Source organism: Streptomyces sp. NPDC006235 (genome assembly GCF_040613735.1).
Lineage (GTDB): Bacteria > Actinomycetota > Actinomycetes > Streptomycetales > Streptomycetaceae > Streptomyces.
In genome coordinates this window covers 1-18,284 of sequence record NZ_JBEXSR010000040.1, presented here as the reverse complement: position 1 = coordinate 18,284, position 18,284 = coordinate 1, and the positions used below count along the sequence as shown (strand labels likewise).

Genomic DNA, 18,284 nt, shown 5'->3' with positions numbered 1-18,284 from the left:
CTTTCCTCCCTGGACGGTGGTCACGAGTCCCAGATCGCGCCGTACGCCGGAATGCCGCGCCGTTCCAGGCCGTGCACGACCTGCCAGGTCAGCCGCTTGTTGGAGATGCAGATGACGGCTTCCGCGCCGAAGTCGCGGTACGCGGCGTGGGCGAGCCGCACCATGTCGGGCTTGCCGTGCCGGGAGGTGTCCCAGACCAGGGCGTGCGGCTGGACGGCGAGGATCTCGTCGACGAGGGCGTCGCCGTAGGTGGCGCGGGGATCGCGGGTCGCCCAGACCAGGCGCGAGGGGACCTCGGCGGCGAGCAGGTGGGGCAGGCAGGGGCCGATGCCGCTGCCGGTCGCGACGTAGACGACCTTGCTGAACAGGATCTCGATGTTGGCGACTCCGGCCGTGGTGATGCCCTTCACCCACACGCGAGGGGGCAGGTCGTCGATGAAGGAGCCGGTCCAGTCACCGGCGCGGGAGATGGTGAGCCGGAAGCCGGAGCGGCCGGGGGCGGGGACATTGGCGAAGGAGTGCCATTCCTTCAGCGGGCTGCGGCTGATCGCGGTCGAGGAGCCGGCGAAGGGGGTCTCGCCGTAGTCGAAGTGCGCCAGGGTCACGTGCCGGGAGGGGCGTTCGGTGCGGACGTCCACCTTGCGCAGGCGCAGCCAGGGCAGGGCCACGCTGGACGTGACGACGGCGAGGACCGCGAGCGGCACCGGTCCCTGGCCGGACAGCAGGGTGTGGGTCCACAGGAGTGCGAGGGCGCTCCAGCCGCCGAAGCGGTGGATCTTCTCGAAGTGGTCGTGCCGGCGGGAGCGGAAGGGTGGCAGGGCGGTGGCGACGATCAGGGCGAGGAGGGCCACCAGGGTCCAGCTCACCGTGATCAGCGGCAGGTCCGTTCCGGCGCGGGTCAGCGCGACCGTCAGGGCCAGGAACCAGGCCGTCGCGGCCAGCGCCCCGCCCACGTGCAGCCCGCCGAAGTGGTACACCTTCCCGAGCGTCCAGCGGATCTTCAGCGGCCAGTGCACCGGGGCCGAAGTCGCCAGCCTGAAAAGGAGGTTGATGACGTACTGCTGGCGTACCAGGACGGCGAGGGCGAGGTTGGCGAGGGCGGCGTGCCCGAGGGTGGGCGTGGCCGGGGGCCCGGCGGCCCACAGGAACGCCGCGTTGGCCAGGAGGACCAGGGCCGCGAGGCGGTTGTAGTGCATCAGGCGGGGGTGTTTGAGCAGGCGGCGGGGGGCCGGCAGGAGCGGTGGTAGCTCGCCCGTGTCCGGGCGGGTCCGGGCCGGGGACGTGGTCATCGGGCCACCGCCAGGCGCTGTTCGAGCATGCCCAGCAGGGCCTGTTTGTCGACTTTGCCGCGGTCGGTCTCGGGGAGGAAGGCGAGGGGCAGGATCTGCTCGGGGACGCAGTAGTAGGGCAGGGCGTCCGCGACCGCGCGGCGGGCCGTGCCGGGGTCGACGTCGGCGGGGCAGACGAAGGAGACCAGGGTGCGGGCGTCGCGTTTCAGGGTGACGGCGCGCGTGCAGCCGGCGGCCGTCTCCAGGACGGAGGAGACGGAGTCCAGCTCGACGCGGAAGCCGCGCACCTTGACCTGGTCGTCGGTGCGCCCGAGGTGTTCCAGTTCACCCCCGGGGGTCCAGCGGCCGAGGTCCCGGGTGCGGAACATGCGCCGGCCGCCGCCGAGGAACGGGTCGGGGGCGTAACGCTCGGCGTTGAGGGTGTCGTCGCCGAGGTAGCCCGCGGAGACGCAGTCGCCGCCCGCCCACATCTCGCCGGGCTCGCCGATGGGCAGCGGGCGCCGGTCGGCGTCGAGGACGTAGACCGTGTTGTTGGGGGTGGGGCCGCCGATGGTGAGCAGCGGGGCGGCCGGGTCGTGGCGGCTCATGGTGTTGACGATCGTGGTCTCCGTCGGGCCGCAGCAGTTGTGGAAGGCGGCCTGCCGGGCCCAGCGATCGGCCAGCGGGCGCGGGCAGGGCTCCCCCGCGACGGCGACCGTGCGCACGCGCGGGCAGGCGGCGGGGTCGAGGCCGCAGAGCACGGTCGGGGTGGCGATCAGCACGTCGGCGGTGCGGGCCGCGGCGGCGATGTCCTTGCCGCGGATGACGAGGGTGCCGCCGTGGGCGAGGCAGCCCAGGATCTCCCAGGCCGCCATGTCGAAGGCGATGTTGAGGAGCTGGGCGACCCGGTCGCCGGGGCGGATGCCGAGGCCGCCCGGCTCGGTGAGCAGGAGGTTGGCGACGTTGCGGTGGGTGACCTTCACGCCGTTGGGGCGGCCGGTGGTGCCGGAGGTGAACAGCACGTAAGCGCCGTCGTCGCCGGTGACGCGCGGGCGCGGGGCCGGGGCGTACGGCTGCGGCTCGTCGAGCGCGAGCAGCAGGTGGCCGTCCGGCAGCGGTACGCGGTGGGCGTGTTCGGCGACGGTGAGGACGACCCGGGTCCGGGCGGTGCGGATGACGTGGGTGAGCTGGGCCGGGGGCGCGAGGCCGATGTCCTGCGGGACGTAGGCGGCGCCGGCCTTCAGGATGCCGAGCAGGCCGACGAGCATCGGGATCGAGCGGCGGACGAACAGGCCGACGTGGTCGCCGGGGCGTACGCCCTCGCGGACGAGGCGGGCGGCGAGGGCACCGGCGTACCGGTCGAGCTCGCCGTAGGTGACGTGCGCGCCCTGGTGTTCGGCGGCCACGGCGTGCGGGGTGGTGGCGGCGTGCCGGGCGACGGCGTGGTGCAGGAGCGGGTCGGGGACGGGGACGGTGGGGCCCCGGCCGTATCGCCGGAACAGCTCTCGGTCCTGGGGGGTCAGATGGCGCAGAGGCATGGTCGGGTGGCCTCCTGGCTGTTTCGAGTGTGGGAGTCGAACGCCGTACGGAGTCGTGCGAGCGCTGCGCGTAGCGAGAGCGTAGTGCCGCTGCTTCAACTCTCAACGAGGTCGGATCGGCCAAGAAAGGAGAGCAATGAGCCACATGTGACGTTTTTCGTCACATGGGCAACGTCCGTGCCGGTCGGCGGCGACCTGAAGGCGGACAGGCGTGTGCCTCACGTCGGCGGGGTGGTGGCGGGGAGGTTGCCGTCCCTGCCGCGTAACAGGGAACCGTCCCGGGTGTAACACGGCCGAAGCAGGCTGAACGGTATGCAGACCACCGCCACGCCCACGCACTGCCCGTACTGCGCCCTGCAGTGCGGGATGAACCTGACGCCCGCGCCCGACGGGACCGTCGAGGTGAGCGAGCGTACGGACTTCCCGGTGAACCGGGGCGCGCTGTGCGGCAAGGGCCGTACGGCTCCGGCGGTGCTGGCCTCTCACGTGCGGCTGACCTCGCCGTTGGTGCGTGAGGGGGGCGCGCTGGTGCCGGCCTCCTGGGAGGAGGCGCTGGACCGGATCGCCGAGGGACTGCGCCGCACGCGCGCCGAGTACGGGCCGGACGGGGTCGGGGTGTTCGGCGGGGGCGGTCTGACGAACGAGAAGGCGTACACGCTCGGCAAGTTCGCGCGGGTCGTGCTCGGCACGTCCCAGATCGACTACAACGGCCGTTTCTGCATGTCGTCGGCCGCGGCGGCCGGGATCAAGGCGTTCGGTCTCGACCGTGGGCTGCCGTTCCCGCTGGAGGACATCCCGAAGACCGGCTGCGTGATCCTGGTCGGCTCGAACCTCGCGGAGACCATGCCGCCGTCGCTGCGGTTCTTCAACGAGCTGAGGGAGAACGGCGGCACGCTGATCGTCATCGACCCGCGCCGCACGAAGACCGCCGAGCAGGCGGACCTGCACCTGGCGCCCCGGCCGGGCACGGACCTGGCGCTCGCCCTGGGCCTGCTGCACCTGGTGATCGCCGAGGGCCGGGTGGACGAGGAGTACGTCCGGGAGCGGACGGTGGGCTGGGAGGACGCCCGGGCCGCCGCGATGGCGCACTGGCCGGAGTACGTGGAGCGGATCACGGGGGTGTCCGTTCCCGAACTGCGGGAGACGGTACGGATGTTCTGCGAGCCCGAGTCGGCCATGGTGCTCACGGCGCGCGGGCCCGAACAGCAGTCCAAGGGCACCGACACGGTGGGCGCGTGGATCAATCTGTGCCTGGCGACCGGCCGGGCGGGTCGCCCGCTGTCCGGGTACGGCTGCCTGACCGGGCAGGGCAACGGGCAGGGTGGCCGCGAACACGGGCAGAAGGCCGACCAGTTGCCGGGCTACCGCAAGCTCGACGACCCGGCGGCGCGGCGGTACGTCGCCGAGGTGTGGGGCGTGGACCCCGACTCGCTGCCGGGGCCGGGGCGCAGCGCGTACGAGCTGCTGGACGCGCTGGGCACGGACATCAAATCCCTGCTGCTGATGGCGTCCAACCCGGTGGTGTCGGCGCCGCGGGCCGCGCACGTCGAGGAGCGCATCAAGTCCCTGGACTTCCTGGCCGTGTGCGACGTGGTCCTGTCGGAGACGGCGGCCCTCGCGGACGTGGTCCTGCCGGTCACCCAGTGGGCCGAGGAGACGGGCACGACGACCAACCTGGAGGGCAGGGTCCTGCTCCGCCGCCGGGCCGTCACCCCGCCCGACGGTGTCCGCAGCGACCTGGAGGTCATGCACGAACTGGCCGCCCGCCTGGGAGTGGAGAAGGGCTTCCCGACCGACCCGGAGGAGGTCTTCGAGGAGCTCCGCCGGGCGAGCGCGGGCGGCCCCGCGGACTACTCCGGGATCACGTACCGCAGGATCGTCGAGGAGAACGGGGTGTTCTGGCCGTGCCCGGCGGTGGAGCCGGAGGGCCCGACGGGGGCCGAGGACGGGGCGGGTGGCCCTGCCGCGCAACGGGGCGCGGCGGGCCGCCCGGCCTCCACCGAGACGGAGGAGACGGTGGGCGTCGCCCACCCCGGCACCCCGCGCCTCTTCCTCGACCGTTTCGCCACGCCCGACGGACGCGCCCGCTTCGTCCCCGTCTCGCACCGGGCCATCGCCGAGGAACCGGATGACGAGTACCCCGTGCTTCTCACCACGGGGCGGGTCGTGGCGCAGTACCAGTCCGGGGCGCAGACCCGGCGCGTGGCGGAGCTGAACGCCGCCGCGCCCGGGCCGTTCGTGGAGCTGCATCCGCGGCTCGCGGCCCGGCTCGGGGCGGCCGAGGGCGATCCCGTGGCCGTCGTGTCCCGGCGGGGCCGGGCCGTGGCGCCCGCCCGGATCACCAGCACGATCCGCCCCGACACCGTCTTCATGCCGTTCCACTGGCCGGGCGAGGGCCGCGCCAACTCCCTCACCAACCCGGCGCTCGACCCGACCTCCCGGATGCCGGAGTTCAAGGCGTGCGCGGTGCGGCTGGAGGCGGTGCGGCCCTAAGGGCACCGCCCCGTGAGGGCCGTAGAGGTCGCGATGCTCAGGTCGGGGATGTCGTCCCGGCTGCGCAGGGCCGTCGCCGCCGAGCGATGGGCGCGGCGCAGGCGGGACTCCTCGTCGGCGTCCTCCAGGACACCGGACAGATACCCGGCGGCGAAGGCGTCGCCCGCGCCGACCGGTTCGACCACCTCGACGGCCGGGGCGGGGGCGAAGGTGACCTCGCCGCCGGCCGCGTACGAGGTCGCGCCGTGCTCCGCGTCCTTGACGACGACGAGCGGTGCCGGGGCGAGCAGGCTCGCGATGTCGTCGGGGTGGCGCGTGCCCCACAGGGCCTCGGCCTCGTCGCGCCCCACGAACACCAGGTCCGCGGCCCGGGCCAGGTCCCGCAACGCCGCTGCCGCGTCGGCGGCCCGCCCCCGCCACAGGGCCGGGCGGTGGTTGACGTCGAAGGAGACGACCGGCCGGTCCGCCGCCGCGCCCCAGGGCGTGCGGCGCACGACGATCTCCTCCAGCAGTCGGGCGCAACTGCCGGACAGCGCCGCGGTGATGCCCGACACGTGCACGACGCGCGGTCCCCGCAGCTCGGGCGCGCGGGCCAGTTCCGGTCCCATGTGGGCCGCGGCCGATCCGCTCCGGTAGTACAGCGGCCGGGTCGCGTCCGGCCCCGGGTCCTTGAAGTACACGCCCGTGGGATGCGCCGGATCGACGCCGACGGCATCCACCTGGACTCCCCGGGCCGCGAGTTCCACGCGGATACGCCGCCCGAACGCGTCGTCACCCACCCGGCTCAGCCAGGCCGCGCGGTGCCCGAGCGCGGCCAGCCCGCAGGCCACGTTGGACTCGGCGCCGCCGATGGAGAGGCGGAGAGCGGACTGGTCGGCGAGCGGCCGGTCGTCCGGCGGGCTGAGGACGGCCATGGTCTCGCCCAGGCACACGACGTCCGCCGCGGTGGGTTCGGCGCGAGCGGGTCCGGCGGTCCGGTAACCGGCGGTCGGGTGGGGCAACGTGCTCTCCTGTTCTCCTGGCGGGTGGGCCGGGGGGGCGTCCGTTGGTGGGTGGGCCGGGGGCGTCCGTATCGGGTCAGACCGTGACCGGTCCGCTGAGCCGCAGCATCACCTTGCTGCTCGCGCTCGCCGGGTCCGCCGCGACCGCGAGGGCCCGCTCGGCCTGGTCCAGCGGGAAGCGGTGGCTGATGACCGGTGAGACGTCCAGGCCGTCGCGCAGGACGCGCAGGGCGTCGTCGATCTCGTCGACGAAGCGGTAGGAGCCGATCCAGGTGATCTCGCGGGTGACGAGGTCACCCAGGACGGCGGGCTCGGCCGTCCCCGGCAGGTTGCCGACCTGCACGAGGGTGCCACCGCGGGCCGTGGCCCGCAGGACCGCCCCCAGTGCGGCGGGTGCGCCGGACGCCTCGAAGACGACGTCGGTGTCCCGCGGCAGTTCCTCGCCCCGGGAGATGTCGACGGTCGCGTCGGCGCCCATCGTGCGGGCCACGGCGAGCGACGCGGAGGACAGGTCGGCGGCGCACACCGACCGCGCGCCGAGGTGCTTGGCGGCGGCGACGACCAGCGAGCCGATCGGTCCGGCCCCGTTCACCAGGACCGTGCGGCCCCGCAGTCCGCCCGCCCGGCCGACGGCGTGCAGGGCGACCGCCAGCGGCTCGGCCAGGGCGCCCGACTGGGTGTCCACTCCGTCGGGCAGCGGCCGGACCTGGGCCGCGGGCACCGTGCGGAACTCGCTGAACCCGCCGTCGGTGTGCGGGGTGAGGGCCGCCGAGCCGAAGTAGCGGACGTGCGCGTGGAGGTTGCTGCGCCCGGCGAGCCGCTCGGGGAGCTCGCCGACGAGCTGGGCCGGATGGACGGTGACGGGCTGCCCCTCGGCGAGGCCGGTCACGCCCGGGCCCAGCGCGGCGACCCGGCCGGCGACCTCGTGGCCGAGGACCAGGGGATGGGCGAGGGCCGCGGTGCCGGAGGCGCCCTTCCTCCAGTACGCGATGTCGGAGCCGCAGATGCCGCCCCACTCCATGGCGAGCAGCACCTCGTCGCGCGCGGGCTCGGGCCGGGGTCGCTCGTCGATCCGGACGTCACCGGCGCCGTGCACGACGACGGCTTTCATGGGGGTCATACGGCGTCCTCCAGCCGGACGAGGTCGCGTCCGCGCGTCTCGGGCGAGAACAGCGCGCTGACGAGGGTGATGAGGGAGTAGACGACGAGCATCGCCGCGATGGGCCACCAGCTTCCTGTGGCGGCGGTGAGGCTCGCCGCGAGCACCGGCCCGATCGCGGTGGCGAGGACGCCGCCGATCTCCTTGGCCAGTGCCAGCTGGGTGAACCGGGTGCGGGAGCCGAAGAGTTCGGCCATCGTCACGCTCTCCAGCGCGAACAGTCCGAGGACACCGATGTTCAGCCCCAGGATCATGCCGGCCATGAGCGCGGGCGTGCTGCCCGAGGTGATCAGCATCATCAGCGGGAAGGCGGCCACGGCCGTGAGCGAGGTGAGCGCCAGATACATCCTGCGGCGTCCGAAGCGGTCGCCGAGCAGTCCGATGGCCGGCACCGTGAGGAAGCCCAGCAGCGACCCGTAGACGATGGCGTCGGTGGGGACGGAGCGCTCGGCGGCGAGTTCGGTGGCGATGTAGCCGACGAGGAACGTCTGGATCAGCCCGGAGTTGCCCGCCTGCCCGAAGCGCAGCCCGAGCGCCAGGAAGAACGCCCGGCCCTTGCGCTGCTTCAGGCCCGCCTCCAGCAGCCCGGTGTCGCCGCCCGTCCCCTCGGTGACGGCCGACTCCACCTCGCGGCGGCTCATGGCCACGCCGTCCACGACGTCGGGCCGCTCCTCAAAGACCGGGCTCTCCTTGAGGTTGCGCCGCAGCCACACCGCGAACAGCAGCAGGCCGAAGCTCAGCAGGAAGGGCAGCCGCCAGCCCCAGGAGAGCAGTTGCTCCTCGCTGAGCACGGCGAGCAGCACCGCCCACAGCCCGGAGGCGGCCAGGGTGCCGGAGTTGGTGCCCAGCGACACGAGCGAGGAGACCAGTCCGCGCCGCCGCGTCGGGGCGTACTCGGCGAGCATCACGGTCGCGCCGGCGATCTCCGCGCCCGCGCCGAAGCCCTGCGCCAGCCGCAGCACGACGAGCAGGACGGGCGCCATGATGCCGATGGTCGCGTAGGTGGGCAGGGCACCGATGAGGGTGGTCGAGGCGCCCATCAGCAGGATGGTGATCGTCAGGACCTTCTTGCGGCCGAGCCGGTCGCCCATTCTGCCGAAGTAGACCGCGCCGGCGAGACGGGCGACGTAGCCGACGCCGTAGGTGGCCATCGCGGCGATGAGGCCGATGGCGGGGCTGACGTCCGGGAAGAAGATCTTGTTGAAGACGATCGCGGCCGCCAGCGAGTACAGCTGGAAGTCCATGAACTCCATGGCCGTGCCCAGCCAGCCGGACACGGCCGCCTTGGTCAGGTCACGCGTACTGCGTCGCACGGCACCGGCCGGCTCGGCCGTGGTCGTGGTGTCCTTCATCGGGAACTCCGTTGTTCGTGAGCGGGGACTTCCTCGGGGGTGGGGGGTGGCGGTCAGATGTCCACATGTCCGGCGCGCAGGGCCGGGAGATGCCGTACGACGGCGGTGACGAGCGCGGAGTCGTCGGCGAGGTCGGGCGCGCCGACGGTGGCGAGGAGCGCGCGGACGACGGCCGTGTCGTCCGCTGCGGTGTGCCGGCAGGCGGTGAGTGCCGCCTGGGCGGGGTCCGGGATGTCCGGGTCCCGGGTGAGGTTCACCCAGCCCGCCAGGGCGAGTTCGAGGACGGGTGTGGCCGCGCCGCGCTCCCGCAGGAGGCGCAGGGCCGGCAGCCAGCGCTCGGTGATCTTGAGTGAGCTGTCGGAGGCGATCTGCCGCAGCAGGTGCCGCATGGCCGGGTTGCGCAAGCGGGCGACGAGGTCGTCGGCGTACCGGCCGGGGTCCGGGCCGCCGTCGGGCAGCGTGGGGGCGACCTCGGCGCACAGGGCCTTGACGAGCCGCTCGCCCCAGCCGTCGGCCATCGCGTCGGCGACGGTGGTGCGGCCCGCCGCGATGCCGAGCACGGCGAGGGCGGAGTGCGAGCCGTTGAGCAGCCGCAGCTTGGTCAGCTGGTAGGGCGCCACATCCGGGACGAGGAGGGCTCCGTCCAGCTCCCACGGGGGTCGCGGGCCGGTGAAGCGGTCCTCCAGCACCCACTGCCGGTACGGTTCGCCGCTGACGGGCAGCGCGTCGTGGACACCCAGGCGGGTGGCGGTGTCCGCGCGGTCGGCCGTCGTGGTGGCGGGGACGATCCGGTCCACGACGGTGGCGGGAAAGGCCACGGACCGGTCGATCAGTTCCAGGATCCGCTCCCGGTCCCGCTCGCCCGAGGCGCGTACGGCGTCCTGGACGGCGGTGCGCAGCACGGCGCCGTTGTCCGCCATGTTGTCGCAGGACACGACGCTGACCGGGGCGGCACCGGAGCGCATCCGCGCGGCCAGCCCGGCGGCCAGGCGTGCGATCACCGTGTCCGGACCGGTGGCGCGGTAGCCCTTCTCCGTGACGGTGAGGGTCACCACCGTCACCTCGGGGTCGGTGAGCAGGCCGTCGACGACGGCGCCGTCCCGCCCGAGCGCGTACGCGCCGGTGAGCGCGCCGACGACACGGGGAGCGCCGCCCTCGGGGCCGCGCTCGGTGACCGAGTACAGGCAGTCCTGGGCTCGCAGGGCGTCGGCGGTCGCCGCCGAGCGGGGAGCGACCGCGGCGATGCCCCAGGGCTCGCCGGAGGACGCGGCGGCGTTCTCGGTGTAGACGGCCTGGTGCGCCCGGTGGAAGGCCCCGATGCCGAAGTGGACGATCCGGGTGCGCAGTCCGGCGGGGTCGACGCGGGGCCGCGAGCCGGGCGGGAGTGCGCCGAGCGCGGCGCGGTTCAGCCGGTGCACGCCGCTCACCAGTCGTGCACGGAGCCGTCGAGACGGCGCGCCACGGGGAGGTAGCGCCGCTGGTACGGGAAGCGTTCGGCGGCCTTCTCGTCGTACTCGACGCCGAGGCCGGGCTCGTCCGAGGGGTGCAGCATGCCGTCGGCGAAGGTGACGCCTGTGCGGAACACCTGCCGGGCCTCGTCGGGATGGCCCATGTGCTCCTGGATGCCGAAGTTGGGTACGGCGATGTCGAGGTGCACGGCGGCGGCCATGCTGACCGGGGAGAGGTCGGTGGCGCCGTGCGAGCCGGTGCGCACGTGGTACAGCGCGGCCAGGTCGAAGATCCGGCGCAGGTGCGTGATGCCGCCGGCGTGGACCACGGTGGTGCGCACGTAGTCGATGAGCTGCTCGGTGATCAGGTGCTGGACGTCCCAGATGGAGTTGAACACCTCGCCGACGGCGATCGGCGTCGTCGTGTGCTGCCGGACGAGCCGGAACGCCTCCTGGTTCTCGGCCGGGGTGGGGTCCTCCATCCAGAACAGCCGGCAGGCCTCGACGCTCTTGCCGAAGCGGGCCGCCTCGATCGGCGTCAGGCGGTGGTGCACGTCGTGCAGCAGGTGGAAGCCGAAGCCGAAGCGCTCCCGTACGGCCTCCAGGTACGTCGGCGCGAAGCCGAGGTAGGCCTCGGTGTCCCAGGGCTGCTCGTCGGGCAGGTCGGTGGCCGCCGGCTCGTAGAGCTTGCCCTTGCGGACGCCGTAGGTGCCGCCGACGTCCGGGACCGCGGCCTGGGCGCGCACGGCCTTGTAACCGAGTTCCAGATAGCGCTCGACGTCGTCGAGGAGGGACGGCACGTCGGTGCCGCTGGCGTGCGAGTAGACCAGCACGCCGTCCCGGGACCGGCCGCCGAGCAGCTCGTACACGGGAAGCCCGGCGGTCTTGCCCTTGATGTCCCACAGGGCCGTGTCCACGGCGGCGACGGCCGTCATGGTGACCGGGCCGCGCCGCCAGTAGGCGCCCTTGTAGAGGTACTGCCAGGTGTCCTCGATCCGCGCCGGGTCCCGGCCGATCAGCAGCGGGGCGAGGTGGTCGCGCAGATAGCTCGCCACGGCCAGCTCGCGCCCGTTGAGGGTGGCGTCGCCGAGGCCGGTGACCCCGTCCGTGGTGGTGATGCGCAGAGTGACGAACGTGCGGCCCGGGGAGGCGACGAAGACCTCGACGCGCTCGATCTTGCTCACGGGGGGCTCTCCTTACGGCGGCTGAGAGCGGGCGGGGCCGACGGGAGCGGTGGACCCCACCCCTGTCGTGCAGTGCTTGTATACAAGCATCTGTCGCGCAGAGGAGCAATACCTCTGCTGCGATACGTAGGATGTGCACATGGCCCAGACGAACCGGCGGACCAGCCGGCGCTCCATCTACCTGAAGCTGCGTCAGATGGTGCTGACCCTCGAACTCCCCCCGGGCGCCGCCCTGTCGGAGAACGAGCTGGCCGCATCCCTCGGCGTGAGCCGCACCCCGGTGCGGGAGAGCCTGATCCTGCTGGCCCAGGACGGGCTGGTGCAGATCTTCCCCAAGATCGGCTCGTTCGTGTCCCGGGTGGACCCGGCGCAGGTCGCGGACGCGCAGTTCCTGCGGGAGGCCGTCGAACTGGCCTCACTCGACGCCCTGCCTCCCGATCCGGACCCCTCGGTGATCACGGAACTGCGGGACAACCTCGCACGTCAGCAGCGCCCGGGCCTCGGTCTGGAGGAGTTCTTCGAGCTGGACGAGGCCTTCCACCACGGCCTGATACGGCTGAGCGGCCACGGCAACGTGTGGACCACGGTCGCCGCGGCCAAGGGCCACCTGGACCGGGCCCGCCGCCTGGGCCTGCACGAGAACGTCTCCCCCGCGGTCTTCGCCGACCAGCACCGGGAGATCTTCGACGCGGTCGTCGGGGGCGACCTCGCGTCGGCCCGGACCGCCATGCGCACCCACCTGCGCGCCGTCTTCAGCGACATCGAGCGCATCCGGGCCCATTCACCCGAACTCTTCGCCACCGGCACCTCGTCCGTCCCGGTGCGGCGCAACGTGGTGGTCTGGGAATAGCGCAGCGGGCGCACCCGTGGTGCGCCCGCTGGTGTCCCGGTGGGGCTCAGCCCACGCCGACCGCGCTCCAGGCCGCCGCCACGGCCTTCTGCTCCGTGCTGCCGCCGCCGTAGAGGTCCTTCGCCGCGCTCAGGGTCGCCGTACGGGCGCCCGCGTAGTCCGTCGAGGACGTCATGTAGACCGTCAGGGCGCGGTACCAGATCTTGCCCAGCTTGGCCCGGCCGATGCCCTTGACCGTGGAGTCGTCGCAGGTCGGGGAGGTGTGGGCGACGCCGTTGATCGTCTTCGCGCCGCTGCCCTCGGCGAGCAGGTACGCGAAGTGGTTGCCGACGCCCGAGGAGTAGTGCACGTCGAGGTCGCCCAGCTCCTTGCTCCAGCAGTCGGCGGACTTGCCGTCCGCGGACGGCTTGTCCATGCGGCGCAGGGCCTCCCGGCCGAGCCCGGAGCGGACGACCTTCTCGCCGATCAGCCAGTCACCCCGGTCCTCGGCGTTGTCCGCGTAGAACTCCACCAGCGTGCCGAAGATGTCCGACGTGGCCTCGTTCAGGCCGCCGGACTCGCCCGAGTACGTCAGCGCCGCCGTCTTCGACGTCACGCCGTGGGACATCTCGTGCCCGGCCACGTCCAGCGACACCAGCGGTCCGAGCTGCTTGCCGTCGCCGTCGCCGTACGTCATGCAGAAGCAGTTGTCGTCCCAGAAGGCGTTGTTGTAGTCCTTGCCGTAGTGGACGCGGTTGTACGAGCCCTTGCCGTCGCCGGCGATGCCGTTGCGGCCGTGCAGGTTCTTGAAGTAGTCCCAGGTGACGTCCGTACCGTACTGGGCGTCCACCGCGACCGTCGCGCGGTCGGAGGCCGCGCCCGTGCCCCAGTGGTTGTCGGCGTCCGAGAAGACCGTCGCGGGGGCGCGGGTCAGGCAGATCGTCAGCAGGCACTGGTCCGTCTTGTTCGCCGCGTCGCCCGTGTACGTGCCGCCGCGCGTGGCGTCCTTGAGCCGGTACGACGACCCGGACTTCGTCGTCTCCAGCGCAACCGTGCCGCCGTACAGGGACTTGCCGTCGCCCGACGCCGACTCCAGGGTGTCCCATGCGTCGATCCGGTCGCCGGTCGTCGCGTCGGTCAGCACCGTGCGCCCGACCGGGTTGCCGAGCCCGTCGTGCGCCACCGCGTCGGTCTGCCAGGCCAGCTTCGGGGCGCCGTGCAGGGCGTCGACGACCAGCCGCGGCTTGGCGGTCAGCTTCTTCAGGGTCTCGCCGAGGTGCGCGGCGCGCAGCAGGCTCGCGGCGAGGTCGGCGGCCTTCGGGGCGGTCACCTTCGGGGTGACGCTCTCCAGGGAGAGCGCCGACTTCGTGGCCCGGCTCGTGCCGCGGTAGGTGCCGTCCGGGTTCAGATGGAGGACGAAGTCACCGCCCAGGACCGGGAGTCGGTGGTACGTGCGGTCGTAGCGGACGTGCCGGGTGCCGTCCTCGTCGACGACCACGTCCCGGACCTTCGTCTCCTGGGCCGAGGTGAGACCCAGGTGCGCGGCCCGGTCGGCGAGGACCGTCTCGGCGCTGTCGATCGCGTCGGACCGGGTCGGCCGCTCCTCCGCCAGGGCGGTCGGCGAGAGCGCGGCGGCCAGCAGGACGGCGGTGCCGGTGGCGGCACCACCCGCGAGGGCGAGACGGGAACCCCGGACGTGACGTATCCGACTCATCGGTCTCCTCATACGGGCGCACCCGGTCGCGTGGGGTCGACCGGGGGCGGCGTTGATGTTGACCGCGAGTTAAGGCGGCCCGGACATGTCATGTCCATAGGCCCGGTGTGGAGGTGTGTGAGGGTGGAGAATCGTTCCTGTGACCCTGCCTTTCTTCGTCTACGGCACCCTCCGTCCCGGCGAGGTCAACCACGACCTCTTCCTGCGCGGCCGCACCCGCTCCGAGGTACCGGGGCGCCTCTTCGACGTGGTGCTGTACGAGGGGCCGGGCTATCCCTACGCGGTCGAGGAGCCGGGCGGCGGGGTGGTGTGCGGGGAGCTGGTCACCGCGCAACCGGAGAGGTACGCGGAGCTGCTCGCCGAGCTGGACCGGCTGGAGGACTACGTGCCGGGCGACCCGCGGAGCCTGTACGAACGCGTCGAGCGGAAGGTCGTACGTGACGCGGACGGGGCGGTCGTCCGGGCCTGGGTGTACGTGGCCGCGCCCGCCGTCGCCGCACGGCTGCGGACTCGCGGGAGGCCGGTCGCGGGCGGGGACTGGCGGGCGCGGGGGTGACAGGGCGGGCAGGGCAGGCCCGGTGCCTCAGCCCCCGTACGGCCGCTTGGCCCTGGCCTCGCGCAACGCCCGGCCCCACCACACCAGTTGGTCCAGCATGACCTTGGCCGCCGCCTCCGGGCCGGACGGGTCGCGCAGGGTGCCCGCGTCACCGAAGGACGCCCCGGCGTTGTGGAAGGAGACGGTGTCGCGGATCGTCACGGCGTGCAGCTCGGCGAAGACCTGCCGGAGGTGCTCGACGGCGCGCAGGCCACCGGCCAGTCCGCCGTAGGAGACGAGGGCGACGGGCTTGGCCCGCCACTCGCCGAAGTGCCAGTCGACGAGGTTCTTCAGGCCCGCCGGGAAGGAGTGGTTGTACTCGGGGGTGAGGACCACGAAGGCGTCCGCGCGGGCCAGTTTCGGGGTGACGCCGGACAGCGCGGCGGTCGCCTCGGGGGTCGGTTCGAAGGACGTCGGCAGGTCGATGTCGGCGACGTCCACGACCTCGGCGACCAGGTCGTCCCGGTCCCGGAGGCGGTCGAGGAGCCAGTCGGCGACGACCGGACCGAAGCGGCCGTGGCGGTTGCTGCCGACGACGAGGGTCACCCGGAGGGGCTCGAGGGGCTCGGTCGCGGACTGGGCAGGGGTGGATGCGTGCGTAGCGGCTGTGTTCATGCCGCACAGCCTCATACCTCAACCTTTCTTGAGGTCAAGCCCGGCCTGTGCGGCGCCCGGGTCACCCGTTCACACGCCCGCCCGGCTCTTTTCCGCGATCCGTCCGCCGATCGCCTGTGACCTGCCTAAACGCCCATGAAGACCCGTCGGCCCGCCTCGCCCTGACACCCATTCACCCCAATTCTGACGCTCCCTCAGAGAGCGCGGTCGCCCCGCTGCCCGTTACCTCGGAAGGGCAGGTGCACGACCGACCGAACCGCTCGAAGGAGCACCGATGCGCCGTACCGCCCGGCCGTTGACCGGCACCGCGCTCGCCGGCACCGCGCTCGCCGTCGCCACAGCGGCTCTCACCGCCGGCCCCGCGTACGGCGAGCCCGCCGGTGACGTGGAGGTGCACCCGTCCTCGGTGGTCCCGGGCGGACAGGTCACGGTGCGCACGGCCGCCTGCGGCGACGGTGGTTCGGCGACGGGTGACGCCGGCGCGGTCGGGGCCGGTTCCCTCAGCCTCGCGCCGGACTCGCACGAGCAGGACGCGACCGGGCGGTTCAGGGTGCCGCCGAGCGCGCAGCCGGGGACGTACGAGATCACGGCGACGTGCACCGGGAGCGGCCGGCGGGTCACCGGTGACCTGGTGGTCACGCTGACCTCCGGGCGGCCGGAGGTCCATCCCAGAGGGAGTGTGAAGACGGGGGTCGGCGGCGCCCTGGGCCCCGATCCCGTGCAGACCGCGGCCGGTGTGGCGGCCCTCGCCGTCGCCGCCGCGGGCGGTACCTGGCTCCTGCATCGCCGGGCGAGAGGCGACGGGATCTGACGGGCACCCTCCGCTGTCCGTCGCCGGTACCGCATGTCCCCTCCCCCTCCGGGTCCGACGCCCCTCGCGGCCCGGAGGGGGGTACGGGGCGGGTCCCGGGACCAGAGGGGCCCGGGGGCGCCGGAGACAGGGCGGCTGTCGGGGATCAGGAAAGGGTCGGCCATGCGCAGGTTCCCCAGGTACGGCGGCAGGTTCGGCAACCCGGCCGACGCCGCCATGGCGGCCGTCACCGTGTTCGCCCTGTGCTCCGGGACCTGGCTGCTGCGCACCGGTGCCGAGACGCACGCCCCGCCGCAGCCCTCCCCCGCGCAGGCCCGCACCGGGCAGGACGGCCGGGCGGGACAGGACGGCCGGGCCGGTGAGCGACCCGGTGTGCCCGCGTTGCCGCCCTCGCCGCCCGACCGCATCCGCATCCCGGCGATCCGAGTGGACGCGCCCCTCACCGGCCTCGGCCTGACGAGGACCGGCAGTCTCGACGTACCGCCCGCCGAGCGGACGAACCTCGCCGGCTGGTACGAGGCCGGCACCACGCCCGGCGAGCGGGGCACCGCGATCGTCGCCGGCCACGTCGACAACGCCGACGGCCCGGCCGTCTTCTACCGCCTCGGCTCCCTGGCCAAGAGCCGCACGATCGAGGTGGACCGGCGGGACGGCAGCGTCGCGGTGTTCACCGTGGACGCCGTCGAGGCGTACGCGGCGAAGGACTTCCCCGACGAGAAGGTCTACGGCGCCGCCCGCCGCCCCGAGCTGCGCGTCATCACCTGCGGCGGCGGCTGGTCACGCGGCACCGGGTACCAGGGGAACGTCGTCGTCTTCGCGCATCTCACCGGCAGCCGGTGATCCTCCCAGGACGTTGGCCCTCCCCCAGGCCCCCAGCGGTTCCAGCGCCTCGTTCAGGCAGACGCCGCGGGGTGTCAGCGAGTACTCCACGCGGGGCGGCACCTCGTCGTACGCCTCGCGGTGCACCAGCCCGTCGGCCTCCATCTCCCGCAGATGCGAGGCGAGCACCTTCTCGGTGATCCCAGGAAGCTCGCGGCGCAGCTCGCCGAAGCGGCACGGCCGTTCGTTCAGCGCCCAGAGGATCAGCACCTTCCACTTGCCGCCGATCACGTCCATCGCCGCGTCGATCCCGCAGACGTACGCCCCCGGCCGCCGCCCCGTCGTCCCCATGCCCGCGCCCTCCCCTTCCGCTGCCTGGACCCTTCCCCCGGAGTAACCACCCACTTCGAAGTACGTACTTGAGCAGGCGCTCCCCCTGGGACGAGCCTAAACGCCATGACTGACACCGCAGTTGACCCCCGCACCCCTCTGACCCTCCTCGGCACCGGCGACATGGGCACTGCCCTGGCCCGCGCGTGGCTCGCCGCCGGACACCCGGTGACCGTCTGGAACCGCACCCCCTCCCGCGCCGAACCCCTCGCCGCCGAGGGCGCCACCGTCGCCCGGACCGCCGCGGAGGCGGTGGCCGCGAACCGGCTCGTGGTCGTCTGTCTGCTCGACGACGTCTCCGTGGGCGAGGCCCTCGACGGGGCCTTGCTCGCGGGACGGGACCTGGTGAACCTCACCACGGGCACGCCCGGCGAGGGCCGCAGCCGCGCCGCCTGGGCCGAGGCGCGCGGCGCCCGCTTCCTGGACGGCGGGATCATGGCCGTCCCGCCGATGATCGGGGCCCCGGAGTCCGGCGGGTACGTCTTCTACAGCGGCTCCCCCGAGCTGTTCGAGGAGCACCGGGCCACCCTCGCCGTCCCGGCCGGCGTCCGGTACACAGGGGCCGACCCGGGCTTCGCCGCGCTGCACGACGTGGCGCTGCTCAGCGCGATGAGCGGCATGTTCGCGGGTGTCACGCACGCCTTCGCGCTGATCCGCCCGGAGGACATCGCCCCGAAGGACTTCGCGCCGCTGCTCGTGGACTGGCTGACCGCGATGGCCGGGGCCGTGCACCAGACCGCCGACCAGCTGGAGAGCGGCGACTACACCCGGAACGTCGTCTCCAACCTCGCCATGCAGGTCGCGGGCAACGCCACGCTGCTGCGCACGGCCGAGGAGCAGCGGGTGAGCCCGGAGCTGCTGACGCCGTACATGGCGCTGATGGAGCGGCGCCTCGCCCAGGGGCACGGCGACGAGGACGGCACGGGGATCGTCGAGCTGCTGGACCTGCGGACGTCCTCCTAGTACGGCGGCGCTAGGTAGCGTCTTATCGATCACGCATCGAGCCAGATGAGTGTGCTGGCCAGGGTTATGGCGGCGAGGTAGCGGTCGGGCTGTTTGTCGTAGCGG

General features: G+C 73.3%; 16 protein-coding genes. 6 read left to right on the top strand and 10 right to left on the bottom strand.

Annotated features, from left to right (window positions below):
- Nucleotides 1-20: 20 nt before the first annotated feature.
- Nucleotides 21-1,289 (bottom strand): hypothetical protein, encoded by a 1,269-nt coding sequence (locus tag ABZ192_RS33785; protein WP_356928294.1) that lies wholly within the window; start codon nucleotides 1,287-1,289, stop codon nucleotides 21-23.
- Nucleotides 1,286-2,806, bottom strand: coding sequence for an amino acid adenylation domain-containing protein (locus ABZ192_RS33780; RefSeq protein WP_356928293.1), 1,521 nt, complete (start codon nucleotides 2,804-2,806; stop codon nucleotides 1,286-1,288). The genes ABZ192_RS33785 and ABZ192_RS33780 overlap by 4 nt, the downstream gene beginning before the upstream one ends.
- Nucleotides 2,807-3,118: 312 nt before the next feature.
- On the opposite strand from ABZ192_RS33780, the gene ABZ192_RS33775 reads away from it, so the two are divergent.
- Nucleotides 3,119-5,299, top strand: a complete 2,181-nt coding sequence (locus ABZ192_RS33775; RefSeq protein ID WP_356928292.1) for a molybdopterin-dependent oxidoreductase — start codon at nucleotides 3,119-3,121, stop codon at nucleotides 5,297-5,299.
- Here the strand turns inward: ABZ192_RS33775 and ABZ192_RS33770 are convergent.
- From ABZ192_RS33770 to manD, 5 genes are all read right to left on the bottom strand, one after another.
- A complete protein-coding gene (locus ABZ192_RS33770) occupies nucleotides 5,296-6,300 on the bottom strand; it encodes a sugar kinase (RefSeq protein ID WP_356928291.1) in 1,005 nt (334 codons plus the stop codon). The genes ABZ192_RS33775 and ABZ192_RS33770 overlap by 4 nt on opposite strands.
- Nucleotides 6,301-6,376: 76 nt before the next feature.
- Complete coding sequence (locus ABZ192_RS33765) at nucleotides 6,377-7,420, bottom strand: L-idonate 5-dehydrogenase (protein WP_356928290.1); 1,044 nt, start codon at nucleotides 7,418-7,420, stop codon at nucleotides 6,377-6,379.
- The gene (locus ABZ192_RS33760; RefSeq protein ID WP_355840815.1) at nucleotides 7,417-8,811 is read right to left on the bottom strand and encodes an MFS transporter; all 1,395 of its coding nucleotides are present in this window, start codon (nucleotides 8,809-8,811) and stop codon (nucleotides 7,417-7,419) included. The genes ABZ192_RS33765 and ABZ192_RS33760 overlap by 4 nt, the downstream gene beginning before the upstream one ends.
- A gap of 53 nt (nucleotides 8,812-8,864) precedes the next feature.
- Nucleotides 8,865-10,229, bottom strand: coding sequence for a mannitol dehydrogenase family protein (locus ABZ192_RS33755; protein WP_356928289.1), 1,365 nt, complete (start codon nucleotides 10,227-10,229; stop codon nucleotides 8,865-8,867).
- A 5-nt stretch (nucleotides 10,230-10,234) separates the two neighbouring features.
- Complete coding sequence (gene manD, locus ABZ192_RS33750) at nucleotides 10,235-11,443, bottom strand: D-mannonate dehydratase ManD (RefSeq protein WP_356928288.1); 1,209 nt, start codon at nucleotides 11,441-11,443, stop codon at nucleotides 10,235-10,237.
- Between the two features lie 139 nt (nucleotides 11,444-11,582).
- Here manD and ABZ192_RS33745 point away from each other — a divergent pair, with 139 nt between their 5' ends.
- Entirely contained in the window at nucleotides 11,583-12,293 is a 711-nt protein-coding gene (locus tag ABZ192_RS33745) for a GntR family transcriptional regulator (protein ID WP_356928287.1), read from the top strand.
- Nucleotides 12,294-12,339: 46 nt separating this feature from the next.
- On the opposite strand, the gene ABZ192_RS33740 is transcribed toward ABZ192_RS33745, so the two are convergent.
- Nucleotides 12,340-13,986 carry a M4 family metallopeptidase gene (locus ABZ192_RS33740; RefSeq protein WP_356928286.1) on the bottom strand — a complete coding sequence of 549 codons (1,647 nt, stop codon included), beginning with the start codon at nucleotides 13,984-13,986 and terminating at the stop codon, nucleotides 12,340-12,342.
- A gap of 139 nt (nucleotides 13,987-14,125) precedes the next feature.
- Here ABZ192_RS33740 and ABZ192_RS33735 point away from each other — a divergent pair, with 139 nt between their 5' ends.
- Nucleotides 14,126-14,542, top strand: a complete 417-nt coding sequence (locus tag ABZ192_RS33735) for a gamma-glutamylcyclotransferase family protein (RefSeq protein WP_356928284.1) — start codon at nucleotides 14,126-14,128, stop codon at nucleotides 14,540-14,542.
- A gap of 27 nt (nucleotides 14,543-14,569) precedes the next feature.
- Here ABZ192_RS33735 and ABZ192_RS33730 read toward each other — a convergent pair whose 3' ends face one another.
- The gene (locus ABZ192_RS33730; protein ID WP_356928283.1) at nucleotides 14,570-15,196 is read right to left on the bottom strand and encodes an NAD(P)H-dependent oxidoreductase; all 627 of its coding nucleotides are present in this window, start codon (nucleotides 15,194-15,196) and stop codon (nucleotides 14,570-14,572) included.
- A gap of 274 nt (nucleotides 15,197-15,470) precedes the next feature.
- On the opposite strand from ABZ192_RS33730, the gene ABZ192_RS33725 reads away from it, so the two are divergent.
- On the top strand, nucleotides 15,471-16,007 hold the full coding sequence (locus ABZ192_RS33725) for a hypothetical protein (RefSeq protein ID WP_356928282.1): 537 nt from the start codon (nucleotides 15,471-15,473) through the stop codon (nucleotides 16,005-16,007).
- A 162-nt stretch (nucleotides 16,008-16,169) separates the two neighbouring features.
- Nucleotides 16,170-16,847: a class F sortase gene (locus tag ABZ192_RS33720; RefSeq protein WP_356928281.1), complete on the top strand. Its 678-nt coding sequence runs from the start codon at nucleotides 16,170-16,172 to the stop codon at nucleotides 16,845-16,847.
- Here the strand turns inward: ABZ192_RS33720 and ABZ192_RS33715 are convergent.
- Nucleotides 16,785-17,177 (bottom strand): helix-turn-helix domain-containing protein, encoded by a 393-nt coding sequence (locus tag ABZ192_RS33715; RefSeq protein ID WP_356928280.1) that lies wholly within the window; start codon nucleotides 17,175-17,177, stop codon nucleotides 16,785-16,787. The two genes, ABZ192_RS33720 and ABZ192_RS33715, sit on opposite strands and share 63 nt — an antisense overlap.
- Nucleotides 17,178-17,282: 105 nt before the next feature.
- On the opposite strand from ABZ192_RS33715, the gene ABZ192_RS33710 reads away from it, so the two are divergent.
- On the top strand, nucleotides 17,283-18,179 hold the full coding sequence (locus ABZ192_RS33710; RefSeq protein ID WP_356928279.1) for an NAD(P)-binding domain-containing protein: 897 nt from the start codon (nucleotides 17,283-17,285) through the stop codon (nucleotides 18,177-18,179).
- Nucleotides 18,180-18,284: the final 105 nt, after the last annotated feature.